This is a genomic window from Paenibacillus sp. FSL P2-0322 (assembly GCF_037975315.1).
GTDB lineage: Bacteria > Bacillota > Bacilli > Paenibacillales > Paenibacillaceae > Paenibacillus > Paenibacillus polymyxa_B.
Genome location: NZ_CP150243.1, coordinates 3,354,945 through 3,379,849, shown reverse-complemented (window position 1 = coordinate 3,379,849; position 24,905 = coordinate 3,354,945). Strand labels below are relative to the sequence as shown.

Sequence of the window (24,905 nt, the reverse complement as noted above, 5' to 3'; positions counted from 1 at the left end):
TGTCGACACCAGGAATGGTTTCATGTTATCGACTGTCATTTTTGATATAATGAGAGATAATTATAAGTTTAAACGGAACAAAGTGTGGGGGTTAGTAAACGGTATGTCCAAATATACACCGATGATTGAGCAGTATTTATCCATAAAAGAGCAGGCTAAAGATGCATTTTTATTTTTCCGTCTGGGAGATTTTTACGAGATGTTTTTCGATGATGCAATTCTTGCATCCAAGGAGCTGGAAATTACACTTACGGGTCGTGAGGGTGGCGCCACGGAAAAAATTCCGATGTGCGGCGTGCCTTATCATTCAGCGGAAAATTACATACAGCGCCTCATTGAGAAGGGTTATAAAGTGGCTATATGTGAGCAAATGGAGGAAGCCTCAGCTACGAAGGGGATGGTGCGGCGGGATATTGTCCGCGTTGTGACCCCGGGTACGGTAATGGAAGGCAAGGTGCTGGGCGACAAATCCAACAACTACATGGTATGTGTCACAGAGACGGACGGGATGCTGGCACTTGCGGCGTGCGACTTGTCAACAGGTGAATTGTATGTGACCTCTGTGCCTGATTCGAAAGAATGGCTACTAGATGAAATTAACATTTATGAGCCTTCCGAAATGTTGGGGGATGGTCATCTGCTCGATTTTGTGACATCCCGTATGTCCCCCGTTGGACGGCGCGTTGTGTATACGGCTTGGGACAAATCCAAGGATGATCTGGTTCGGGATCAATTTGGCGAAGCCACATGGGCAAGGCTTACGGAGGAACGTAGACGGTGCGTATCGCGCCTGATTTCCTATTTGAATGAAACGCAAAAAAGATCGTTAGGCCAATTGACCCAAATCTCGGTATATGAGCCAAACCATTTTATGATTCTGGATCCATTTACCCGCCGGAATCTGGAACTGGTGGAGACGGTACGTGAACGCTCCAAGAAAGGCTCGCTGCTGTGGCTGTTGGATCGCACAGAGACATCCATGGGAGCGCGTCTGTTGCGTCGTTGGATTGACAAGCCGTTGTTGAGCAGCAGTCTTATTGAGGAGCGCTTGGAGGCGGTGGACAAGCTATATCACCAGTTTATTTTCCGAGAGGATGTACGTGCTCAGCTTAAAGAGATTTATGATCTGGAGCGTCTGGTTGGACGGATCGCCTTTGGCAGTGCTAATGCACGTGATCTGATCGCCCTCAAGCTGTCGCTGGCCCGAATTCCGTCTTTACGCGAATTGTGCGCTGAATCTCCTTCGAAGACGCTGAGACGAATTGCACAAATGCTGGATAGCTGTACAGACCTGTGTGCGTTGATTGAGGAAGCGGTGGCGGATGAACCGCCGATTTCCGTAAGGGATGGAGGTCTTATTAAGGAAGGCTACCATCAGCGTCTGGACGAACTGCGCGAGGCGAGTGTGAACGGTAAGCGTTGGATCGCTGAGCTAGAGGCCAAGGAACGTGCAGCAACCGGCATTCGGTCACTTAAGATTGGATACAACAAAGTATTTGGTTATTATATCGAAGTGACCAAATCCAATTTGGCTTCATTACCAGAAGGTCGATATGAACGCAAACAGACGCTAGCGAATGCGGAACGGTATATTACACCGGAGTTGAAGGAAAAGGAATCTCTAATTCTGGAAGCCGAGGATAAAATGGTTGATCTGGAGTACACGCTTTTCACCGAGCTTCGCAGTAAACTGAACGCTGAAATTCCACGTTTGCAAAAGCTGGCAGAACAAGTTGCTGAAATTGACGTGTATCAGTCGCTGGCTTCGGTTAGCTCGGAACGGGGATTTGTGAAACCTGAGCTGACTACAGGATATGATTTCGTAGTCGAGCAGGGGCGCCATCCCGTGGTGGAAGCCGTAATGAAAGATGGCGGTTTTATCGCAAACAGCACGGTGTTGGAGGAAGCCGATGCGCATATTCTACTTATCACTGGGCCGAACATGGCTGGGAAAAGTACGTATATGCGTCAGGTTGCACTTATTGCAATTATGGCTCAAATTGGCTGCTTTGTCCCTGCTGCACGTGCCAAGGTGCCAATGCTGGATCGCATTTTCACACGGATCGGCGCGGCGGATGATCTCATCGGCGGGCAGAGTACGTTTATGGTCGAAATGGCAGATATCCAAGTAATGACGGACAAGGCAACTCCGCGAAGCTTGATCATTATTGATGAACTGGGACGAGGTACGTCCACCAGTGAAGGAATGGCAATTGCACAGGCAGTCATCGAATTTGTCCATGACACGATCGGCTGTAAGGCACTGGTATCCACGCATTTCCATGAGCTGGCGCATTTGGAGCAAGGCCTGTCTTCGCTGCGAAATTACTCTATGGCTGTGCAGGAAAGCGGCGACAAGGTGAATTTCTTGCGCAAGCTCATACCGGGAGCGGCTAGCAGTAGCTATGGTATTTATTGTGCTCGGCTTGCAGGTTTGCCCAATAACATTATTGAGCGAGCGAATGGACTGCTGAATGGTTTTGAACAGGCAGCGGCTCAAGTAACGGCAGGTACCGAGACAGTAGTAGGAGGGAAGGAAGGGACTGATCTTCGTACAGTTTCAGGGACAGAAGATATTTCTTCTTTGACCGAATATAATTCAGGCCAGACATTGCGAGAAAGCGGAGAAACTGCATCATCAGCTCAGTCTTTATCACAGCAGGCCACCCTGGTAAAAGAAGATACTCTGCAGACGGTGGAAACTTTCAGCACGTTGGAGCAAGGAGCAACCGAAGTGGTACAGCTGTCCATTTTCGGAGAGCAGGAGCTTGCCGCCTCCAAGCCACACGCAGAGACAGTAGAGGCTAATCCGATTGTGCGCCAAATTTTGCGCAAGGTGAAAAATGCTGATGTCATGAATATGACTCCTTTACAGGCAATGCAGCTATTAAATGATCTTAAAAACAAGGCCAATGGCCTGTAGTTAAAATAAGTGACATTATTCTTATTTTTCATCACACTTTGAAGTCAGGAGGAGGTTAAAAGGATGTCTAAAATTCGGGTACTGGATGAACATATTGCGAACCAGATTGCTGCCGGTGAGGTCGTAGAACGTCCAGCCTCCGTCGTGAAGGAGCTGGTGGAAAATGCGATTGATGCAGGCGGTACGCGGGTGGACGTATGGGTAGAAGAGGGCGGCCTGCAAAGTATCCGGGTGACGGATAATGGAAGTGGCATTGAGCCTGAAGATGTGGAGACGGCATTCTATCGGCACGCGACAAGCAAAATTGGACATGGTCGCGACCTGTTTCAGATCACAAGTCTCGGCTTCCGAGGAGAGGCGTTGCCAAGTATTGCGGCTGTATCGAAAGTAGAGTTGCTTACAGCAGCCGGAGATGACGGACGTGCCCGTAAATTAGTGATTGAGGGCGGTAAGCTGTTGCTTCACGAGGATGCTGCTAGTAGACAAGGGACGGATTTTACCGTACGGGAGCTGTTTTATAATACACCTGCACGGCTGAAATATATGAAAACAATCCAGACCGAGCTGGGACACATTTCGGATGTATTGTATCGAATGGCGCTTTCGCATCCAGAAGTAGCCTTCACATTGCGGCATAATGGCAATACATTGCTGCAAACGCTGGGTAATGGTGATTTGCTGCAGGTGATTGCTGCTATTTACGGAACTTCTGCGGCGAAATCCATGCTGCTGCTGGAAGGAGAGAGCCTCGATTATCGAATTAGCGGCTATGTCAGCCGTCCAGAGTGGACGAGATCAAATCGAAATGCGATCTCGACGGTAGTGAATGGACGTTTTGTGCGAAGCTACGGGCTCAATCAGGCGTTGCTCAAGGCGTATCATACCTTGTTGCCGATCAATCGTTTTCCGCTGGCTGTGATCCAACTGGAAATGCATCCTTCTTTGGTGGATGTTAACGTTCATCCTGCCAAGCTGGAGGTAAGGTTCAGCAAAGAAGCTGAACTGTTTCAGCTGGTTGAAGATTCGGTAAAAGCTGTTTTAGGGCAGCAAGTGCTGATTCCGAAGGCAGTCAAGCGCGAGATCGGTGGCAAGGACAGTGGCTCGTTTGTGCAGGAGCAGTTTCACTTCTCGAAGGGAAATGGTGCGGAAGGGGATGCTCCTTCCGGCAAAGACCGGGGGGGAGCACTGCCACTTTCCGTGACTTCGCCGGAGAGCCAGGTACCGCGCCAATCCAATTACTTGAACAGAAACGAAGAGAATAACAGAGGTAGCCAGGAGCGTGAGCAACGTCCGAGCAGGGATAGCCTCTCAGTCATTGGACGGGCAAACAACCTTTCAGGTAAAAGTATTAGTGATGATGAACTGGATGCAGATTTTGTAGAAGAAAACAGCGGGAGTGAAGTTGGAGGGGACGTGCCGCTCCCTGATGGAGCGACTGTACAGTCGTCCGAAGGAGATAGTGCCGCAATAGGCACATCTTCCTTATACAGTGGAGGGATACAGGAAACGGCTGCTTCTGCTGCTTACCCATCTTCTATGCCGCCGATTGCGGGACACGCTACGGATTCCCGTCATTTCGCGGATCAGAAGCCGCGCCAGCAACGCCTAGATGCCGAGCAATTGGCAGCGGTGTCGGGAGAAGCTCCAGAGTTGCCCACTTTTCCTGAACTGAATTTAATCGGTCAGCACCATGGGACATATCTGATTGCGCAGAACGACCAGGGCTTGTATTTAATTGATCAACATGCCGCGCATGAACGGGTGAATTATGAATTTTATTATGAAAAATTCGGCAATCCTGCGTCAGTATCGCAGGAACTGCTACTGCCAATTACACTGGATTTTACGCCTTCCGAGACGGAAAAGTTGAAAACAAGGCTGCACTGGTTTGAACAGGCGGGGGTGTATTTGGAGCATTTTGGCGGTCAAACCTTCCGTGTCAGCTCTTACCCGTACTGGCTTCCCCAAGGGGAAGAAGCGGATGTCATTGAGGAAATGGCCGGATGGGTGCTGGAGGAAAGAGCCATTGATCTTGCTAAGCTGCGGGAAGCAGCCTCAATCATGTGCTCCTGCCGGGCTTCGATTAAAGCAAACCAGAAGCTGACTGACCGACAGGCTATCGTGCTGCTAGAGCGTTTGGCAGCATGCAAACAACCATATACTTGCCCTCATGGGCGACCTATTGTGGTTTCCTTTTCCACATATGATTTAGAGAAGCTGTTTAAAAGAGTAATGTAAGGGAGTATATATATGTTGCAGGATCGGGAAAACCGTGAAGAAGAAGAGCGGTCGAGGCTACGGGAGAAGCAAGTCGAATTACTGGTCACGACAGGGGATTCCCCCTCGGCAGAGGTTATGGAGCGAGCGAAGCTGCTTGCAGCCGAGTTAGGGGTGCTGTATGCCCCTCGTCGTGGCATATCGGTAGCTAAGCTAATTGCGGCTCACAGAGTCCGTCAAGCGTTGGTTCTGGTGCAGGGCGGAGTGAGGCTGATTAGTCCAGAACAATCACCGATGGTTTTTCACCCGAGTATGGGCTTCATTCGCGCCAAACGAGTATTAAAGGGTGAACCTGACCCGATGTTGACGGCTGCCCGGATCGTCCCGGGTGATACTGTGCTGGATTGCACCGCAGGACTTGGTACGGATTCTCTTCTATTTTCAATTGGAACGGGAAGCTCTGGACAAGTCACGGCTGTGGAGAGTTCTTTCCCCGTCTATGCTTTAATCAAGGATGGAATGAGGCATTACCGTTCCGGCAACGCTGAAGTAGATCAGGCCTTTTCCAACATTGACGTTCGTTTTGGTCATCATTTGGACTATTTGTGTAGTTTGCCGGATCGCAGTATAGATATTATTTATTTTGACCCCATGTTCCGTGATCCGTTGCTCGATTCCAGCGCAATCGGTCCATTGAGAGGGTTGGCTAACCCAGACGCGTTGAGTGAGGAAAGTATTATTCATGCGAAACGGATTGCACGAAAAACAATTGTATTAAAAGAAAAACGGGGTAGCGGGGAATTTGCCCGTCTCGGCTTCCGTGTGGAGCAGCGGGGCACAACGAAAACAGTGTACGGAGTGATTGATATTGACAGTGGCACCTAAGCCTAAACTACTTGTTCTTGTTGGCCCGACTGCGGTTGGCAAGACGAAACTAAGCATCGAGATGGCTCGACAATTTGACGCAGAAATTATTTCCGGGGATTCCATGCAGGTATACCGTCATATGGACGTTGGAACCGCCAAAATTTCCGAACAGGAAATGGAAGGAATCAAGCACCATTTAATTGATATTCATGAGCCTGAATACCCATATTCAGTAGCCCAATTTCAGGAAGACTGTCGTCGTCTCATACCTGATATTCAATCTAGAGGAAAGCTACCGTTTATCGTAGGCGGAACAGGTTTATATGTAGAATCAGTCTGCTATGAATACCAGTTTTCCGAGGTAGGGGCTGACGAAGCTTTTCGTCAGGAACAGCTTGACTATGCCGAACAGTTTGGAGCTGAGGCGCTTCATGCGCGACTACAGGCGGTTGATCCCGAAAGTGCACTTCGTTTGCATCCTAATGATCGTCGTCGTGTCGTTCGGGCACTGGAAATTTACCATGTTAGCGGAACGACACTTAGCTCTCAACTTGCCAGTCAAAAAAAGGAATCTCCCTACCAACTCTGCATTGTAGGTTTGACAATGGATAGGCAAATGCTATATAAACGTATTGAAGACCGAATTGACGGGATGCTCGATCAAGGGCTTGTTGCTGAGGTAACCTCCTTAATGGAACGGGGAGTGCGAAGCGATGCCATCTCCATGCAAGGTCTAGGCTATAAAGAGATATCCTCCTACCTGCGGGGAGAAGTGTCTTTGGAAGAGGCGGTGACTTGGCTAAAACGGGATACGCGTCATTTTGCGAAGCGACAGCTCTCGTGGTTTCGCCATATGAAGGATATCCAGTGGGTAGATGTCACTGATTTCGGAAATTTTTCTGCTCATGCAGCCCGAATACACGAAATTATAGCAGGAAAGTTCCGGACAGACCTTGAATATACTTCAAAACAATCCAAATGATTATTGGGGGTACGGCTAAAATGAACAAGTCCATTAATATCCAAGATACGTTTCTGAATCAATTGCGCAAGGATTCTATACCTGTAACGGTATACCTCATCAATGGATTTCAGGTGCGAGGGACGATTAAAGCATTTGACAATTTTACGATTGTTATCGACTCGGATGGAAAGCAACAGCTGATTTACAAGCATGCCATCTCCACCTTTACACCGCAACGCAATGTATCGCTTGTACAGCAACAGGATAACGCTAGCGATAACTGATTACGGCTTGACGGTCGCCCGGGTTCATGAAACTTTTCAGGCGCCCGTCTCGTCTAACTGTATAGGAATGTGACCGGGAGCAACCTGATCAGGGTTGTTCTTTTCATTCCGTTTACTTTCATGCTGCCGACAGCAAGCTTTAAGCTTATGTTAGGTATCATATGATTATTCGCGAAAGGGAGTCAGGGGAATGCCAAACGATTCATTGTCCAGATCCGGCAATCGCAATAGAAACACATCTAAAGAGAAGCCGAAGGGCAAGAAAAAGAAAATAACAGGTAAGCGAGTGGGGTGGACGCTATTTATTACAGCGGCGTTAGCCATATTTTGCGCACTTGGTGGATACTTATTTGTCATGGTTAATGGCGAAAAAATTTACAAAGCCAACAAGGACAAAATTACAGTGAACGAGACATCGAAGGTTTATGACCGCAACGGTGTGCTCATGGGTGAGTTGTCTGTGCAAAAAAGCGATCCTGTCAAAAGTGAAGAAATTCCACCGCTGCTCAAAAAAGCATTTATCGCAACCGAGGATAAGCGTTTTATGGAGCATCAAGGGGTTGATATTTGGTCTATCGGCCGGGCAGCCGTTAAGGATATCGTGGCCCGTTCGGCAGTGGAGGGTGGCAGTACGCTGACTCAGCAGCTGGCCAAAAACTTGTTTTTGACACGTGACAAAACCTTTTTCCGTAAAGCGACAGAGGTATCCATCGCAATGGCGCTGGAGCGGAATTTGACTAAAGATGAAATTATTACACTCTACCTGAACCGGATTTGGTTTGGACGCTCGTATTCTGGAATTAAGGCAGCGTCGGAAGGCTATTTTGGGCAAACGGATTTGAATAAATTAAAATTGTGGCAGGTCGCTACACTGGCAGCTATTCCAAAAGGGCCATCCAAGTATAATCCGATTAGTAACCCAGAAAACTCAAAGGCCCGGCGTGCTGTGGTTCTCCAGCTGATGTTTGAGCAGGGAATGATTGGAAAGCAGGAGATGGAAGAGGCCAAGGCTGTAAATTACGATTACAAACAGCCGGAAAAAGTTCAAAAGTATCAAAATTTTATGGAATACGTCATGGATGAGGCAGAGGATGCGTTGCCAGGAGTTAGCGGTAATGATCTGATTATTGGTGGTTATAAAATTCATACCACAATGGATGCCCAGGCTCAAAATGCGCTGGATCAGGCGATGGCAGATGATGACATGTTCGAAAAAAGTCCGGACGATCAGCCTGTTCAAGCCTCGATGGTCATTATTAACAACCAGACAGGTGGAATTGCCGCGATGGCACCCGGACGGGATTACAAAAAGGGAACCTTCAATCGTGCGACACAGAGCCGCAGACAGCCAGGATCGGCCTTTAAGCCGATTGTAGCCTATGCGCCAGCTCTTGAATCCGGTAAGTTTACGATGGATACCCCTTTGAGTAACGAACGCCAGAGTTTTAACGGATACAGTCCGAAAAACTTGCATGGTTACTCGTCGACCATCAGCATGCTCGACGCCATTACGAAATCTGAAAATATTCCGCCTGTATGGTTGCTGAATCAAATCGGTGTGGAAAAAGGGGTTCAATTTGCCGAGAGCGTAGGAATTCCGATGGACAAAAATGATCACTCACTTGCTATCGCATTGGGTGGATTAAGCAAAGGAACGAATACCCTTGAAATGGCGCAGGCGTACAGCGCTTTTGCTAATAAAGGACAATTCCAAAAAGCTTATTCTATTAAGCAAATTAACAATAGTGATGATCAAGTTGTTTATACTCATGAAGAGGAAACTAAATCTGTAATGAGTGAAAAAACGGCTTATGAAATGACACAAATGATGCAAAATGTAGTCAATAGCGGTACAGGTCGCAAAGCACGTATTGACTGGCCTGTAGCTGGTAAAACGGGTACGACCCAAAGTGGGATTAGCGGTAACAGTGGTAACCGGGACATCTGGTTTGTCGGTTATACACCGGAATATACCGGAGCGGTATGGATGGGTTATGACAAGCCGGACAGCAAGCATATGCTGAGAAACTACAGTGGGCAGTCGGCAGCCTTTTTCGGAAGGGTCATGGGTGAAGCTCTCAAGGGACACCCGGTTACGCAATTCAGCGAGCCGAAGGGATATGAACCACCAGTTGAGCAGAAGCCAGAAGAGCCGGTTCAGGCTACCGCTCCGAGCGGACTGAGCGGGTCTTATAGTCAGGACACCCAAATTGTATCGTTATCTTGGACTGCGGCTACGGGGGATAATGTACAATACCGCGTGTATCGCAAAGGGACTTCCGATACAGGCTTTGCGGCAATCATGGAGGCTATGAAGGGCACGAGTGGTGAAGACACGTCTCCTATAGCTGGAAACACGTATGAATATTATGTAGTAGCTTATGGGGCGGATGGTAAAGAATCCGAGGCTTCTAATACGATCCGTGTGGAAATTCCGGCAGAGACTACTCCGGTTGATCCACAGCCAGGGACTGATCCAAACGAGAATGGAACCTTACCGGATAATGGCGGGGCTACAGACGGACAAAACGGTACAGATCAGGGAAATACAACTCCTGGCGGTATCAATAACAATAATGGCTTAGGTCAGGTTCCGGCATCTCCTGGGGATACTAATGGGAATGGTGCTGGAGGCACAGGTAACAATAGTGGTAATTCCGGCAATGGAAACGATACTAATCAGGGAAATGGTCAGACTACTACACCGGATGCAGGTATTTCTGATGAAGATACTATGGTAAATCCAGAAAACACGGATGCATCTACGACTGAAGTCACAACGGATGGGACTCAAGAAGGCAATTCCAACGGTCATTCGAACTCCAATCGTGGACGTCACAATCGGAATTAGCAAGTATTGCTTTATGCAAGTTGAATTTGTTTCAAATCAAAGGTATTCTCAGTCCGTGAACTGGTCTGAGAATACCTTTTTTGCTGTTTTAAAGGGGTTCTTTTTGAGTGTACAGTTTAAATATGGTAAGCTGGTTTTACCAATGTTGGAGAGGAACATCATTTATGAAGCGCAAATTCGGAGACCGGGCCAACTGGCGCAGAATCACCAATCGCAAGTTTGCTTGCCGGTATGTAGAAAGTGACGCGTTTACAGGATATGTGACCCTGTATACAATTTTGAGTCTCAAGGAGCCGTTATGGAAAAGTTACGGTGGTCATACGTTTTGCATAGCCGATAAAGGATATTCCTGGCTGCAATATTATCCAAAAGGTGAGCACTACGTGGTGACTGCTATGTTTGATAATCGGGAGCAAATCGTTGAATGGTATATTGATACCTGCCGAAATCAGGGTGTGACCGATCAAGGAGTCCCTTGGTTTGACGATTTGTATTTAGATGTTGTGGTGCTTAAAAACGGTGAAATCTTCCTAGTGGATGAGGATGAATTGGAGGAGGCGTTACAACGGGGGCATATCTCAACGCAAGAGGCAGAATTGGCTAACCGTACAGCGGCTGATGTGTTACATCAGATAGATGCCCACGTGTTCCCCTATTTTAAAATGTCACTGAAACACCGGGCAGAATGGTTTCACAACGGTGATTTCAAGAGAGAACGGTGAAAGTTTTGCAGTGGATTAAAGACACTGGACCCAAACGTCCTGAGTTGAAAAGCAGGCAGAGTCGCCTTAAGAAAATATCTATGGTATCCAAGCGTCTTGTACTTTGTTTGATGATTTTCATTTTGGTCGGATTGGTATGGGCAGGTATCCGAGTGTGGAACATGAATACGGCTGCCTCTACCACTCCGCTCCAGCAAGTGCAAATTGGTATCGTACTAGGTGCTTCTATGTGGGGAGCTGAGCCCAGCCCTGGATTGAAGGAAAGGCTGGAAGAAGCCCTGCACTTATACCGCAACGGGACGGTACAGCGTCTAATTGTAAGTGGGGGACTGGATAAACCAGATTTTCCGTATACGGAGGCTGAGGGCATGCAACGCTATTTGGTAGGTAAAGGGGTCTCTGTACAGCATATTGTGTTGGAAAACCATGCGACCAGTACTTACGAAAATCTGCTCTATAGCCAGCGCATTATGAAGGAATATGGATGGACCTCCACCGTGATCATTACACATAGCTATCATGGCCCTCGGGCGATGGAGATTGCTCAATTCTTGAATTTTGATCATCCTCAGATGGCTCTGACGGAATCCAAAGTGCTGAATATGCCAATTCATCAATCAAGAGAAGTATTGGCATACGCTAAATGGACGCTGCAACGGTGGTGGATCAGCGCTCAAACTTGGGTTGCCTGAATTTAAGAAAAGGCTTTGTGCACGTTCCCGTTGCTTTTATGCTAATAAGGACATGCCAGGCCGAATACATTAATAGGGTAAGCTGTGCCTGAAGAAATGTTGAGGTGATGGATGCATGAACGGACGGGGAATCGCCGCGGGCAAGCGGTCGGAGGAGAGACCTTCCAGACAAATTAATGTCGTGCTGCGTAGCCCGGAGCCGATAGCTTCGGTGACTGTGGACGAGACGGAAGCAGTGGCTTCAACCAAGTCACAGGCGCTACCGCAGTATCTCAGTCTTTATCAGGAAATTCAGAAAGAACTCGATCATCTCGTCGGCTTGGATAACATCAAAGACCTGGTATTTGAGGTATATGCCTTTTTGCAAATCGCCCATATGCGCACGGATGCGGGATTGTTGAGCAATGCACACGTATATCACATGATTTTCAAAGGAAATCCAGGTACGGGGAAAACGACAGTAGCCCGCATTATCGCTAAAATGCTGCAAAAAATGGGGGTACTGAGCAAAGGTCATCTGATTGAGGTGGAGAGGGCTGATCTGGTCGGTGAGTATATTGGGCACACTGCACAGAAAACGCGAGATCTGGTAAAGAAATCTCTTGGCGGCGTGTTGTTCATTGATGAGGCTTACAGTTTGGCACGCGGAGGGGAAAAGGATTTTGGAAAAGAAGCGATTGATACCTTGGTAAAGTCCATGGAAGACCAAAAAAATCAATTTATTTTGATTCTCGCTGGATACTCGGGAGAAATGGACTTTTTTTTACGAACGAATCCTGGTCTTCCTTCTCGCTTTCCAATCCAGTTGGATTTTCCTGATTATACTGTAGATCAGCTTATCCAAATTTCCGAGATGATGGCCAAGGAGCGGGATTATATTCTCATGCCTCAGTCCATAATTAAAATGAAGGAGCATTTGCTAAACGAGCGTAATGACAGTCTTCATGCATTTAGTAATGCACGCTATGTTCGTAACGTGATTGAAAAAGCGATTCGGCACCAAGCTGTCAGGTTGCTCAATCAGTACCGGAGCGGGCAACCCGGCAAGCAGGAATTGATGACGCTGCGTCCAGAGGATTTGAAAATGGACAAAAGATAGGCGATAATAGGAATCTGAATCACATCGAATGGTATGACATCGAACGGGGGCCGGCCTGAACATCAGGTCGGTCTCTGTTCGAGAGTTGACATGAAAATAAAGGAGCAAACAATATGGCGAACTCCACTCATGATACACAAACTGAAATGCAGGACAAGGCGGTACTGGTCAGTCTGATTACGGATGAAGTCAAACGATCTGGCATCAATACGGAATACTCGTTGGATGAGCTGGTGAAATTGGCTGAGACAGCGGGAGTTGAAGTACTGAGCGTCCTGACACAGAATAAGGAAGCCAAGGATTCAAAATGGTTTATTGGCAAAGGAAAAGTAGAGGAATTGCGTGCAGTTGCTGAAGAATTGGGAGCGAATACAGCTATTTTTGATCAGGAGCTCTCGGGGGCCCAAGTACGGAATCTGGAAGAAAGTCTGGATCTCAAAATTATTGACCGGACACAGTTGATTCTGGACATTTTTGCTCAACGTGCAAAAACACGGGAAGGTATTATTCAGGTTGAACTGGCGCAGTTGTCATATTTACTCCCCCGTTTGTCTGGACATGGCAAAAATCTCTCGCGTCTCGGTGGCGGAATCGGAACACGTGGTCCTGGTGAAAGCAAGCTGGAGACAGACCGTCGTCATATTCGTGACCGAATCAGTGATCTGAAACGCCAACTGGAGGAAGTGACTCGTCACCGGTATTTGCACAGGGAGCGCAGACAAAAGAGCGGTATTGTTCAGGTTGCACTTGTTGGCTATACCAATGCGGGCAAATCGACGCTGTTGAAGCAACTGACAGCAGCCGATGTATATATTGAGAACCAACTGTTTGCGACGCTGGATCCTACCTCCAGAACAATGGAGCTACCGAGTGGAAAAGAAATTATTCTTACGGATACAGTTGGTTTTATCCAAAATCTTCCTCATGATTTGGTTGCTTCCTTCCGGGCTACTTTGGAGGAGGCGAATGAGGCTCATCTCATTTTGCATGTCGTGGACGCTTCCTCGGATATGCGAGACGAACAGATGAAAGTTGTAGAGACGATCTTGCAGCAGCTAGGGGCTGCGGACAAGCCTCAGATCGTATTATTTAACAAAAAAGATGCCTGTACCCCTGAGCAACTGGAAATGCTTCCTTCTGGGGAGGGCTATTTGAAAATTAGTGCTTTTGATGAAGGGGATTTGCTGCGCATTCGTGAACTGATTCAAGAGCATCTGAGTGGGGATACGCTGAGATTTCGCATTCCCGCGGAACGTGGAGATTTAACCTCGGTGCTTTATCGAATCGGAGATGTACTGCTGACAGAGTATGATGGCAATGATGTCATTTATGAGGTTGAGATTCAAAGAGGCGAGTACGAAAAGTACGGTCATGCACTTAGCGAGTTCACAGAAGGTTAACATCTAATGATGTTTTTGGGTCAATAAAATGAAAATGCTCATCGTTCAAAGTGAACAATAATATAACATGAATAGCTTAAGGCTGCGTAAGAGAGAGGGTCAAGAAGGTAAATGGTAGTTTTTAGTCCAGAAATTCAGAAAATTCAGGAAACTGCAGAACATAAAATACAAGAACGTATACAGCACATAGATCATATTGTAGATTCAAATCAGTGGAAGGTAATTCAGGCATTCCAGCGGAAGCAAGTGAGCGATTTTCACTTTGCGGGTTCTACGGGATATGCTTACAATGACCGGGGACGTGAGGTGCTGGAAGAAGTCTATGCGGATGTGTTCGGTGCGGAGGCAGCGTTGGTGCGTCCGCATTTTGCCTCGGGTACTCATACAATTGCCACTGCTTTATTTGGTGTGCTGCGTCCAGGGGATGAACTGTTGTACATTACTGGGAGACCTTATGATACCCTCCACAAAGTGATTGGTAAGCCCGGCGATGGAACAGGATCTTTGCAGGATTTTGGTGTTACTTATGGAGAAACCGCACTGACAGAGGAAGGTAAAGTGGACTGGGAAGCGGTGGAGGCTGCGATCCATGCCAATACCAAAGTGATCGGTATTCAGCGTTCACGCGGTTATGATTGGAGAGCTTCGTTTAGTGTAGCAGATATTGAAGAAATGACAGCACGTGTGAAGGAAATAAAACCTGACGTCATTGTCTTTGTTGACAATTGCTACGGTGAATTTACCGAGAAGCTGGAACCTACTCAGGTAGGTGTCGATTTGATGGCAGGTTCGTTGATTAAAAATCCCGGTGGTGGCATTGCAGAAACGGGTGGATATATCTCCGGCAAACAAAAGTATGTAGAGCTAGCATCCTACCGATTAACTGCACCTGGAATCGGTGGAGAAGTAGGTGCCATGCTAGGTACTACACGAGGCATATTTCAGGGACTATTCCTTGCTCCAACACTGGTTGGGCAAGCGGTTAAAGGGAGCGTATTCGCAGCTGCGGTCTTTGAGGAGATGGGATTTGAGACCAAACCTGCCTGGCATGAAGAGCGTACAGATTTGATTCAGGCTATTTCTTTTAGTGGACCAGAGCATCTAATTGCTTTTGTACAGGGCATTCAGCGTGCGGCTGCCGTGGATAGCCATGTGGTGCCGGAGCCGTGGGATATGCCGGGTTATGAGCATCCAGTTATCATGGCTGCAGGTACGTTCATACAAGGGGGAAGTTTGGAACTATCCGCAGATGCTCCGATTCGTGAGCCTTATATTGGTTACATGCAAGGGGGCTTAACCTACTCTCATGTTAAATTTGGAGTGCTTATGGCTCTGCAAACGATGAAAGAACGTAAATTATTGTGAGTTTTTCTAACATGTCATTGACACTTTGCATCAGCTAAATGTACAATAAGGTGAATAATAGATCACTGGAAGGTTGATGACAAATGGGCGACGAAATTCGCAGAAATATGGCCTTATTTCCAATAGGTATTGTCATGAAGCTAACGGACTTGTCAGCACGTCAGATTCGTTATTATGAACAGCATAACTTGATAGTTCCTGCCCGTACATCGGGAAACCAACGTCTTTTTTCTTTTAATGACGTAGAGCGTCTGCTTGAAATTAAGGCGTTGATCGAGAAGGGTGTTAACATTGCGGGAATTAAACAAGTCATGAATCCGGTTACCAAGGAATCGGAGGAAGCTACGGTTATTACAGCAGATACGGAAGTCAAACGCCGTGAAATGTCCGATACTCAGCTTCACCGCTTGCTGAAACAACAACTTGTTGCAGGCAAAAGACCAGGACAGGTATCCCTGATCCAAGGCGAATTATCACGGTTCTTCAATAAGAGATAATGCTTTGACTTACCTCTTGGCATAAGGTCGCTTTACTTTAAAACCCGGTCTCATCATTTAAGTAATTTATATAACAACCGATTCGTATATAGTGGTTACAGAAAGGGAGAGGTTAGAGTGAGTTATAGCAGAGAAGATATCCTTCGGATTGCGAAAGAAGAAAATGTTCGTTTTATTCGTTTGCAATTTACAGATTTGCTGGGCACTATTAAGAACGTTGAAATTCCGGTTAGTCAACTGGAAAAAGCATTGGATAATAAAATGATGTTTGACGGTTCTTCCATAGAAGGTTATGTGCGTATTGAAGAATCTGATATGTATTTATATCCGGATTTGGACACTTGGGTTGTATTCCCTTGGGTAACCTCGGATCGTGTAGCCCGTTTGATCTGCGATATTTACAAGCCGGACGGAGTTCCGTTTGCAGGCGACCCGCGGGGGATCTTGAAACGTGTACTTAAGGAAGCAGAAGAGTTGGGATATACTTCGATGAATGTCGGACCAGAGCCTGAATTCTTCTTGTTCAAAACGGATGAAAAAGGCGAGCCAACTACAGAACTGAATGACCAAGGCGGGTATTTTGACCTGGCTCCGATGGATCTGGGTGAAAACTGCCGTCGTGAAATTGTACTTAAGCTTGAAGAGATGGGCTTCGAAATTGAAGCATCTCATCATGAAGTTGCACCTGGTCAGCATGAGATTGACTTTAAATATGCAGATGCAATTAAAGCTGCCGACCAGATTCAAACGTTCAAGCTCGTTGTTAAGACGATTGCTCGTCAGCATGGTTTGCATGCTACCTTTATGCCAAAACCTTTGTTTGGTGTAAATGGCTCCGGTATGCACTGCAATCAATCCTTGTTTAAGGATAATGAAAATGTATTTTATGATGAAACGGATGAACTCGGATTAAGCCAGACGGCCCGCCACTATATGGCTGGTATTCTTAAACATGCACGTGCAATGGCAGCGATCACGAATCCAACGGTAAATTCCTACAAACGTCTCGTACCAGGTTATGAAGCGCCTTGTTATGTGGCTTGGTCTGCAAGCAATCGCAGTCCAATGATTCGGATTCCCGCATCTCGTGGTCTGAGCACTCGCGTCGAAGTTCGTAACCCTGACCCGGCGGCGAATCCTTATTTGGCCTTGGCAGTGATGCTGAGAGCCGGTTTGGATGGTATCAAACGTCAGTTGGCTCTGCCAGCTCCGATTGATCGTAACATTTACGTGATGTCTGAGGAAGAGCGGATTGAAGAAGGCATTCCAAGTCTGCCTGCAGACTTGAAAGAAGCTTTGTCTGAGCTTATTCGGAGCGAAGTTATCTCTGACGCACTGGGCGACCATGCTCTGGCCTACTTCTATGAGCTTAAGGAAATTGAATGGGATATGTATCGCACCCAAGTGCATCAATGGGAACGTGATCAATATCTGACTCTTTACTAAAATGGGAATCCCTTGGCGCTCTAAGCGTTGAGGGATTTTTTTGTATGTGGGTAATCCATCCGTCATTTGAGACTAATTAGTTCTCCCCACAATCTCCCCATAAAAAAATATTATTGAAGTAGACTCCCGGTAAAAGACTCATATTTCTCCATGCTATTCATCTCTATTTTTTTGGAGATGTGTGCATAAACGTCGGCTGTGAAAAAATTTCAAACTAACGTTGAATGCAAATATGTGTTGGATGCCTTGAAAGTCTTAGAAAATGAAGTCATTACACTCGGGTATACTGGCTCTTCTAAGCTACTCACACTCCAAAGTGACGAGTCGAGTTTCTACATTGTTCTTCCTTATAGGTGGCTGGTTAGATGAGTAAATACTATGCGAGAAAAATGATTTTTACTACTTACTACAGCGGCAGTCGGTCTTTGAAGATTAAGGAAGTTCGTTTGCTGGAAGCTATGGATGAGAGACAGATTTCTGTTTTTGAAAACGTGAGCAGTGACATTTTGGGAGTCGCCGCCAAACAGCAAGTGCCTTATGGATGTGGGTAATTTGAGGATTGAAAACAGATAGTAGAACTTACAGGAATATAACCAAAAGTCCACATGTTAAAAAGAAGAACCCAAAGAGAATCGATACAGAGCCTCTAAATTTCATGTCATCAATGTAAGCATCACTTGGTTCTGAGTCACCTTTGATCTTCCAGGCTTCGTTTGCACGCCATCCCCAAGTGGGATTTCGTTTACTTAAAATACCAAGCGAGAAAAAAATAATCGCAATAAAAATAAGCATGAATCCCATTGGATCAGCCCCTTTAAGTAAACTATACCAAAAAAGAACGACAGATGGAAAGTATCGTCCCTCAAGAACGGATAGAAGAAAAATAAGAGGGCTTTGCCCTCCATCTGAAGGTGTAATTTTAATCTGAATAGGCAACCGCGTTAAAACTTTCTATTCCTATTCGGGTGGCATCCGCTGTGCAAAATAGATATAAGGTATACACCAATTCATTTGATGGTGGTAGAGGGACATTGTAATCGGAAGCATTAATGGTGACGACCTGCACAGCGTTGGGATTTGCCTCGGAGACACTAACAGAGTAAAGGGCGTAAGCAACAGGAGAGTCGAGAGTGCCTCTAACAATAGAAATAGCAATAACGGAGTCAAATGGTGGAGTAGTGGGAAATGAAAGCTCAGCAATCCCTGATAATTGTACACGCATATTTTCCCCAGCGCCCGTCACGTCTAAGCCAAGCTCTGCGATGGCTACAGGAGTATTGGCTGGCAAGGGAATTGAGATTGTATTACCATAGCTTGCATTTTGAGATGTTCGAGCATCTAACAATCTAGTCATTATCTCATCTCCTTTTTGATAGTTTATGCAGAAGATATTCAGTGTTGAGGGCTTGGTAGATATGCCTCTAAGCTAATGCGGTGTATTGCGTCATTAATGGCCCCGAAGAGTAGAGAGGAAGGATACAAGATGGAACTTAGCGAGAAACAGCTGGAGAATGTGAGCACGCTTGGGGCTTAACTTACAACAAGAAGCCGACAAAAAACAATTTTTACTGTGACACGGTCGATCGGTTTGGAATGATCTTGTTGCTAAAGGGTTAGCTACAAAACGAGGCGGACGGGATGAGAAAAGTGCATATTTTCGCCTGACATATGAAGATGCGAAGACCGTTTATACAAAGCCAATGCCATGAAAGTATTTTGGAGCATTGCATTAAAAAGTTTTGAACCCATAGGGGACAAGAAGGAGGGGCAACTTTCCATAAAGGAGAGAGACACAATGCATCCCCTATACCAAAGGAGAGATAACCCGTGAGTAAATACAAAGTGTATGAAACAGTAGCGGTGAGACAGTTGGTTTATCTAGAAGAATACGAAGGGAATAGAATGCGTGAGATCGGAGCGCAGATTCGGTCTGAAAAGCCCAATATGATCATAACCCCACAAGAAATAGAAGAATTAGGGGGATTAGAACTGATTGACATAGATATTAGACAAATATACCTATAATGAGCGATAAGCACAGTGAGGTAATACACCTCAAACGCTACATAGAGCGGTTTTACGTGGATGAGGTAGGGAGTAACCACCAATACAATACGCTCACCCAGGAACGTTGGAAGGATGATAGATATGAATGTGTGGCCGATATCGGCTATTAAACAAGATGGTAAGTCCAGATGTGCCAACTGCGGAAAGCCGATAAGCGAAGCTAGAGAAAAACTTACAGGCAGGTTATACGATGGGGAGTTTGCTTGCTGTCGGGAATGTGATGATGAACATGAAGAATTAGGCAGCAGCCCCATTGAACATGGGATAAGATATCGTGATTTGAATATTAAGCCTATACAGGGTGTCGGTCACACGGCACCAAAGGGAGAATATATAGATGAAAATCGTAGTGAATAATGAGCAGGAAGCGGACTGCGTCGCTTCTTCCAAGACGGACACGAATATTCGATCATGGACTTGATCAAATCAGAAAAGGAAAAACAAGAAGACACAGAAGACTTGCAAGGAGAAGATTTTCGCATTTTGGCAGAAGGATTTTTTTGGTCAGAACTGCATATAGAGATTGATCGAAAAGAAGAAGAACTGAAATTTCGAAGACGACGATTGGGTGACAGGAGAATGCATACACTGTGGTACTCATACGACGGGAAACAATCGCGATGAAGATTAACCTATAGTGAGTGAAAAGCGATGGATTCTCCTGAATCGCGGGCTACTTGGCGATACGAGGATTGTTACAATCGTCTATGTCCGTGCTGCTCAGAACGTCTTATAGGAGACGATGAAGACGACGAATGCTGGGGGAGGAACAACAATGACAGATAAACCAGACTGGGAAAAGCGAATGGTTTACTGGATACTGGAAGCCGAAAAAGAAAAAAGTTGGGCAGATAATATAGAAAAACGGTTGTATTTTTCGAACACCGAAAATGAAATTATTGAAAGGAAACATAAAGGTACTCGTCGATACTCAAAAGGAATCTGAATCCCTAATACAACAAAGGATGCAGAGATAGCCAGACTAAACGGGTCACTCATGAAAGCCTTCCAGCTGTGGACTGATTATTTTAATGCACCGAACGCAGAGGGCAAAGTGTGTATTAATATCGAGTTATCTAAAGTGTTTGCGAATGCGGCGGTCAAGGAGGATGCCACATGATACGCGCATATACCACTATATTAGCTGCTGTACTGTTGTTTATAGGTGTAGTACAAGTAGATAGGTATATGTTGATTGAGACTGTGCCGGCAAGCGAGGTGAGGATTAAATATGGCAAATAATAACGATGAAAAAAATAAGCACCTATGAAAAAAAGTGCTTACTTTAAAGTTAGTTTTATTATTAAGGGAATATTTTGTAAATGTAGCCTTGATATAATGGGCATACTTTGTTGTTGCCTTTTTGTTGCCATTTATATAAATTAATATTTCCTCCAAATCCTCCTGTCATGTAAAATTTTTGAGTTGGAACTGTCGATTTCATATCCTCTTTAACTGTTGCACCTCTGATGCCACTTACCCATTTTTTGTTCCCTTGAGGCGGATCATATGGTGACTGAGAAGAAATATTTGCTGAAGTTGGGGCTTGTTCTGCAAAACCTAAAGACGGTACAGACAATGCCCCAAGAAGAACTGTGCCAGCAGCCAAAGCAATAATAGATTTTCTCAAAAGTAAAGCCTCCTTAGTTTGTTTTCTTCGTATGCAAACTATGGTGTAAGGTAATTATAGCGTTTTGATTTACATATATCTACCAAAAATAACGATTTCACCAAATTATCACATTATATAAAGGAATGATAAACGATGAATGACGATCAAATGTGTATAGTTAATAGTCTTGAAGATGAGTCTTCTGATACACAAAAGATAATCCAGGTAAACTTTTTTCGGACATTGAGCAGGAAGATATTCGAAAAACAAAGTGGCTTCTTAGTAAGTATGTTGATATGATCGAGGTGATCAAAAACTATGAGTTTGCTCTCCAGTAGATTGAAAACGGAATGTCTGCGTATGAGTTACTTTCCGCCGAGGGGGCAATTGCAAAACGAGAGTCAGGTCAGGAGTTAACGGCAGGTGTAACAGCAAACGTTGTAATCCTAAAGGACAAACGGCATATGAATTACAAATTCTATCAATTCATCACAAACAATGTCCGCTTCGCCGTAAACAACATGAGGGATCCACACGAGGGACTTGCTGCTAAGCTGCTGTTCATAGACGGTAAAAAATACCTCAAGGCCCAGCAGTATATGGAGAAGGGATACAGAAAAGATGTGCCTAGTATCTCAGCCACGACATTTGCAGTTAAACGACGACGAGCGATTGTAAATATAGCAAACAGTCTTAAAATTAATCGGACTTTGGATTTTGTGGTTATTGACTATGGTCGGGGCCGCAACAAGGAGGGTGAAATCGGACTTAGGGTGCCAGAAGTAAATTAGACCGTAAGGGCTTAAGCCTTTGCGGTCTTTATTGAGGTGTCAGAAGAAAATAAAGTTCTAGACAGAAAAATAAAGTAATAGTCTGACGATGCTTCATTAAGCTAACGGGCAGGAAAATTTAACCAAATAGCGAATGGATAGTCTTTGAATACTTCGAAAATACCGGATTCCAGGGTGTTAATACTGAGGAGTTCTACATATGTCATTCCCCTTTGATTGTATTAGTGATTTTATGTTTTTCGAAACGGAGTTGGAACAGTCAGACATTATATTAATTCCCAGGAGCAAGTCATCCTCAATTAATGGAAAGAGTTGCAACATTGTACCATAGCGGTATCGCTCAATTTATTCTACCTTCTGGTGGTACGATCCCTCATGTAGAAACAGCCGAATGGGAGTTTCTAAAAAATGTCGGGGTAGCGTTAGGAGTACCTTCAGAATCATTACTTAAAGAAGATAAAGCAACTAATACCTTTGAAAATGTACGTTTCTCCTTGGAAGTGTTACAGCAACAAGGAATTCATCCAAAAAAGGTTGTTTTAGTTCATTCAAATGATTAAACTAACGAATAACAGTAGGTTCAAGTAATCGATGAAACGAAGAGGGGGGAACCGAAATGAAGACGATCAAGTGCATGATGGACCACCTGTACTGGGCGGACGGGCGCATCTTGGACGTGCTTGAGGAGAGTGAGACGAAGAACAAGGACCTTCTGAAGCTGGTTCGGCACGTCGCGGTCGCGGAACGAGTCTGGCTGTGCCGATTGCAGGGCAAGGGCAGCACGCAATATTCGTTGTGGGAGGAAGTGGAAGACCTGAAGGCGATCCGGACGATGTTCGAAGAAAACGCCGAGCAATATCGCGTCTATATCGAAGGGCTCGAGGAATCCGAGTTGGACGAGATGATCGACTATGCGAACCAGAGCGGGGTTCCGTTCCGAACGTCCGTACGGGACATCCTGTCGCAGGTCCTCTTACATGGGCAATATCACCGGGGGCAGATCAACCGGGCACTTCGGATCGAATCGGCAGAGCCTGCCCAAGTCGATTACATCACGTTCGCGAGGCTCTAACAGGGCCTAATAATCACCATTACTCGGAATGGGATTGGTATTGAACTAACGGGACACGTTAGTTTAATGGAACAGCGACAGTCTAGGACCTTTATTTTTTCATCCTTGGTTGTCGCTGTTCTAATTTCTAAGGTCAGTCTAAAACTTATTTTATGGAGTTTTCTTCGAACAATAAAGTTGTGTACTAGCGAGTCAACTACAATTATTTTCCCCTGTGCGATATACAATAAAGTTGTGTACCAAAATCCAATATTTGCGATTTATATTTTTTTTAATATTCTAAAAATATGTACGTTAAACCCTTATAAATATGTTCTCCTGTCTTTAACTTTTCAAATATTTCTTTACCATAATACCGCTCTCTATTTAAACCAAAGCAGCCGTCCTGATTTTAGCAAAGCCTGATGACACTTGTTCATCAGGCTTTTGTTTCTACTAAGAAACATACTTTTGTTATTGTAGAAAGAAAATTTGAGGATGCTATGAATGCTGCTTCCTTTGGTTGGGCACAGTATCGTTTTAAACATGAGCCGATCTTTTACGCTCATCTGAAAAGCAAGGCTCCAGCCCGATACGGTGATCGGAACACAGACTACGGTATGGAAGGCTGGTCTTCCTGTTGAGGAACCGCTGCCTAGGACAGTATGGGAAGTTTCACGGGGCAATGTAAATAAGTATGTTCACCCCACTCAGATGCCCCTTGATCTACTAGCTATTCCCATTATGAATAGTAGCCAGCTTAGTGGCGTAGTTGTCAATTTCTTTGGCGGCAGCGGCTCTACCCTTATGGCCTGTGATTAGCTTGACCGCTGTTGCAGGACCATGGAACTGGACCCGGTATTTTGTGATGTGATTAAAATGCGATATCAGCTGGCAACCGGCATGGAGCCGGTACGTCTTTCTAATGTTGCAACACATTATTCTAAATCGTAAAGTACGTTTGCACGAGAAATGTCTATTGGTTCGTTTACAGGTATGTTAAGAAAATACTTTAACTGCCATGTCTGAGTTTTTTGAGCCTGGAGGCTTGTAGGCGTGTCCCATGGTGGATAAATACGTATTGCTCTTTTACCACCTTCACCTTTGTTAGATAATATTTTATGTTTAATCAGAATGGATTTTGGGAATACAAATTGCCCCAAGCTACTGTCTTTACGTGCACTAATAACCAAAAAGTCGATTGGATCTGATACGTCATAGGGTTGTATTGGTCCATCCCCAATTCTCTTATATATAGTCACAAATTGCCCGATCTTTTTTGGAGTTGTCTTTGCAATACGGAATCGTATAGAGTGGGCATTTAAATTAAAGAAGTAGGCCCCATAGTCAGAGTTTTGTTTTTCTGGAATTGGTCCAGTACATTTAAAATTGCATGGATTATAAACTGAAACTTTAGCGGCAAGCAGGTCGGTATGAATCTTATCAGATGCTGTCCAAGAATTTTGGTCACCAGAAGATATTTCTTTGTTAACCATTGTTATTTATTCTCCCCCATATATAAAACCGTTGTTTAACGTAGCATTCACTATATTAATGTAACCGCAGATGGTTCACAAGTTTGTGTATATTCTGCCTAGTATAAATAAAAAGGGAGACGCGTGAACGTCTCCCCAATGACAATGGGACAGACAACGAATAGCAAGAGACACTACTACAGCGCGAAATAGAGTTCGTAGAGGGTATCCTTGATCAATGGTATAGTACCGAAAGATTGTTAAGGCTGGTATAGCTCAGTGGGTCAAAGACCTACAGGCTAGAAATATAAAAATGCAGATAGTGCAGAATCTGGATCGGTTGATTGAACTGGATATAAGCTTCAGAAGGATGAGCTGTAATAATGCTAACACGATAGAGTCAGACCTATGCCTATTTTCCCAAGATGAAGTCAACAGCCCAATCTTTTTGGTTAATTGCACAATAAGCTACTTTGACTAGACTTTGGAGGTGATCATTAAATATGTTTCGACATTATTATTGGCAAAAGAAAATGCATCGGAGAAAATTTAGAAGATGTGTAGTTAAAAAAGTCAAAGTTT

26 protein-coding genes and 2 pseudogenes are annotated in these 24,905 nt (G+C 45.2%); 24 read left to right on the top strand and 4 right to left on the bottom strand.

What is annotated here, in order from left to right:
* Window positions 1-103: 103 nt before the first annotated feature.
* The 14 genes from mutS to MKY24_RS14650 all read left to right on the top strand — a co-directional run bounded on the left by mutS (window position 104) and on the right by MKY24_RS14650 (window position 17,878).
* Window positions 104-2,923, top strand: coding sequence for a DNA mismatch repair protein MutS (gene mutS, locus MKY24_RS14715; protein WP_339200258.1), 2,820 nt, complete (start codon window positions 104-106; stop codon window positions 2,921-2,923).
* Between the two features lie 63 nt (window positions 2,924-2,986).
* The gene (gene mutL / locus MKY24_RS14710) at window positions 2,987-5,161 is read left to right on the top strand and encodes a DNA mismatch repair endonuclease MutL (protein WP_339200257.1); all 2,175 of its coding nucleotides are present in this window, start codon (window positions 2,987-2,989) and stop codon (window positions 5,159-5,161) included.
* 12 nt (window positions 5,162-5,173) lie between these two features.
* Window positions 5,174-6,025, top strand: coding sequence for a class I SAM-dependent methyltransferase (locus tag MKY24_RS14705; protein ID WP_339200255.1), 852 nt, complete (start codon window positions 5,174-5,176; stop codon window positions 6,023-6,025).
* Entirely contained in the window at window positions 6,009-6,989 is a 981-nt protein-coding gene (gene miaA / locus MKY24_RS14700; protein ID WP_220025261.1) for a tRNA (adenosine(37)-N6)-dimethylallyltransferase MiaA, read from the top strand. Before MKY24_RS14705 ends, miaA begins: the two co-directional genes overlap by 17 nt.
* Before the next feature lie 20 nt (window positions 6,990-7,009).
* Window positions 7,010-7,255 carry an RNA chaperone Hfq gene (gene hfq, locus MKY24_RS14695; RefSeq protein WP_023989043.1) on the top strand — a complete coding sequence of 82 codons (246 nt, stop codon included), beginning with the start codon at window positions 7,010-7,012 and terminating at the stop codon, window positions 7,253-7,255.
* Between the two features lie 190 nt (window positions 7,256-7,445).
* Window positions 7,446-10,106, top strand: a complete 2,661-nt coding sequence (locus MKY24_RS14690) for a PBP1A family penicillin-binding protein (RefSeq protein WP_339200254.1) — start codon at window positions 7,446-7,448, stop codon at window positions 10,104-10,106.
* A gap of 164 nt (window positions 10,107-10,270) precedes the next feature.
* Window positions 10,271-10,828: a DUF402 domain-containing protein gene (locus MKY24_RS14685; protein WP_013310580.1), complete on the top strand. Its 558-nt coding sequence runs from the start codon at window positions 10,271-10,273 to the stop codon at window positions 10,826-10,828.
* On the top strand, window positions 10,825-11,520 hold the full coding sequence (locus MKY24_RS14680) for a YdcF family protein (protein ID WP_339200253.1): 696 nt from the start codon (window positions 10,825-10,827) through the stop codon (window positions 11,518-11,520). The genes MKY24_RS14685 and MKY24_RS14680 overlap by 4 nt, the downstream gene beginning before the upstream one ends.
* A gap of 115 nt (window positions 11,521-11,635) precedes the next feature.
* Complete coding sequence (locus MKY24_RS14675; RefSeq protein ID WP_025718768.1) at window positions 11,636-12,619, top strand: AAA family ATPase; 984 nt, start codon at window positions 11,636-11,638, stop codon at window positions 12,617-12,619.
* 113 nt (window positions 12,620-12,732) lie between these two features.
* Window positions 12,733-14,019 (top strand): GTPase HflX, encoded by a 1,287-nt coding sequence (hflX, locus tag MKY24_RS14670; RefSeq protein ID WP_264453672.1) that lies wholly within the window; start codon window positions 12,733-12,735, stop codon window positions 14,017-14,019.
* Between the two features lie 111 nt (window positions 14,020-14,130).
* Window positions 14,131-15,384 (top strand): methionine gamma-lyase family protein, encoded by a 1,254-nt coding sequence (locus tag MKY24_RS14665; protein WP_053325618.1) that lies wholly within the window; start codon window positions 14,131-14,133, stop codon window positions 15,382-15,384.
* An 83-nt stretch (window positions 15,385-15,467) separates the two neighbouring features.
* Window positions 15,468-15,881: a MerR family transcriptional regulator gene (locus MKY24_RS14660; protein WP_007430683.1), complete on the top strand. Its 414-nt coding sequence runs from the start codon at window positions 15,468-15,470 to the stop codon at window positions 15,879-15,881.
* A gap of 117 nt (window positions 15,882-15,998) precedes the next feature.
* On the top strand, window positions 15,999-17,327 hold the full coding sequence (gene glnA / locus MKY24_RS14655; protein ID WP_013310575.1) for a type I glutamate--ammonia ligase: 1,329 nt from the start codon (window positions 15,999-16,001) through the stop codon (window positions 17,325-17,327).
* 365 nt (window positions 17,328-17,692) lie between these two features.
* A complete protein-coding gene (locus MKY24_RS14650; RefSeq protein ID WP_068942649.1) occupies window positions 17,693-17,878 on the top strand; it encodes a hypothetical protein in 186 nt (61 codons plus the stop codon).
* Window positions 17,879-17,906: 28 nt separating this feature from the next.
* On the opposite strand, the gene MKY24_RS14645 is transcribed toward MKY24_RS14650, so the two are convergent.
* Both MKY24_RS14645 and MKY24_RS14640 read right to left on the bottom strand, forming a co-directional pair.
* The gene (locus MKY24_RS14645) at window positions 17,907-18,263 is read right to left on the bottom strand and encodes a DUF6199 family natural product biosynthesis protein (protein ID WP_237449129.1); all 357 of its coding nucleotides are present in this window, start codon (window positions 18,261-18,263) and stop codon (window positions 17,907-17,909) included.
* Entirely contained in the window at window positions 18,247-18,681 is a 435-nt protein-coding gene (locus MKY24_RS14640; protein WP_023989036.1) for a hypothetical protein, read from the bottom strand. The genes MKY24_RS14645 and MKY24_RS14640 overlap by 17 nt, the downstream gene beginning before the upstream one ends.
* Window positions 18,682-19,154: 473 nt before the next feature.
* Here MKY24_RS14640 and MKY24_RS14635 point away from each other — a divergent pair, with 473 nt between their 5' ends.
* The 6 genes from MKY24_RS14635 to MKY24_RS14610 all read left to right on the top strand — a co-directional run bounded on the left by MKY24_RS14635 (window position 19,155) and on the right by MKY24_RS14610 (window position 20,636).
* Window positions 19,155-19,352, top strand: coding sequence for a hypothetical protein (locus MKY24_RS14635; RefSeq protein ID WP_023989035.1), 198 nt, complete (start codon window positions 19,155-19,157; stop codon window positions 19,350-19,352).
* Between the two features lie 123 nt (window positions 19,353-19,475).
* Window positions 19,476-19,751 carry a hypothetical protein gene (locus MKY24_RS14630; RefSeq protein WP_023989034.1) on the top strand — a complete coding sequence of 92 codons (276 nt, stop codon included), beginning with the start codon at window positions 19,476-19,478 and terminating at the stop codon, window positions 19,749-19,751.
* A gap of 54 nt (window positions 19,752-19,805) precedes the next feature.
* Window positions 19,806-20,018 (top strand): hypothetical protein, encoded by a 213-nt coding sequence (locus tag MKY24_RS14625; RefSeq protein WP_023989033.1) that lies wholly within the window; start codon window positions 19,806-19,808, stop codon window positions 20,016-20,018.
* Between the two features lie 151 nt (window positions 20,019-20,169).
* Entirely contained in the window at window positions 20,170-20,340 is a 171-nt protein-coding gene (locus MKY24_RS14620) for a hypothetical protein (RefSeq protein ID WP_023989032.1), read from the top strand.
* 51 nt (window positions 20,341-20,391) lie between these two features.
* Window positions 20,392-20,514, top strand: a complete 123-nt coding sequence (locus MKY24_RS14615; protein WP_023989031.1) for a hypothetical protein — start codon at window positions 20,392-20,394, stop codon at window positions 20,512-20,514.
* Window positions 20,511-20,636 carry a hypothetical protein gene (locus tag MKY24_RS14610; protein ID WP_023989030.1) on the top strand — a complete coding sequence of 42 codons (126 nt, stop codon included), beginning with the start codon at window positions 20,511-20,513 and terminating at the stop codon, window positions 20,634-20,636. Before MKY24_RS14615 ends, MKY24_RS14610 begins: the two co-directional genes overlap by 4 nt.
* Before the next feature lie 61 nt (window positions 20,637-20,697).
* Here the strand turns inward: MKY24_RS14610 and MKY24_RS14605 are convergent, their stop codons facing one another.
* Window positions 20,698-21,024, bottom strand: coding sequence for a hypothetical protein (locus tag MKY24_RS14605; protein WP_023989029.1), 327 nt, complete (start codon window positions 21,022-21,024; stop codon window positions 20,698-20,700).
* Window positions 21,025-21,159: 135 nt separating this feature from the next.
* On the opposite strand from MKY24_RS14605, the pseudogene MKY24_RS14600 reads away from it, so the two are divergent.
* The 4 genes and pseudogenes from MKY24_RS14600 to MKY24_RS14585 all read left to right on the top strand — a co-directional run.
* Window positions 21,160-21,797: pseudogene (locus tag MKY24_RS14600) on the top strand (hypothetical protein).
* A gap of 302 nt (window positions 21,798-22,099) precedes the next feature.
* The gene (locus MKY24_RS14595) at window positions 22,100-22,357 is read left to right on the top strand and encodes a YdcF family protein (protein ID WP_071558643.1); all 258 of its coding nucleotides are present in this window, start codon (window positions 22,100-22,102) and stop codon (window positions 22,355-22,357) included.
* Window positions 22,358-22,413: 56 nt separating this feature from the next.
* A complete protein-coding gene (locus MKY24_RS14590) occupies window positions 22,414-22,869 on the top strand; it encodes a DinB family protein (RefSeq protein WP_339200251.1) in 456 nt (151 codons plus the stop codon).
* Window positions 22,870-23,363: 494 nt separating this feature from the next.
* Window positions 23,364-23,802 (top strand): annotated as a pseudogene (locus MKY24_RS14585) (DNA methyltransferase); the annotation flags it as partial.
* Here MKY24_RS14585 and MKY24_RS14580 read toward each other — a convergent pair.
* Window positions 23,787-24,344 (bottom strand): MepB family protein, encoded by a 558-nt coding sequence (locus MKY24_RS14580; protein WP_076264861.1) that lies wholly within the window; start codon window positions 24,342-24,344, stop codon window positions 23,787-23,789. The pseudogene MKY24_RS14585 and the gene MKY24_RS14580 sit on opposite strands and share 16 nt — an antisense overlap.
* Window positions 24,345-24,905 lie beyond the last annotated feature (561 nt).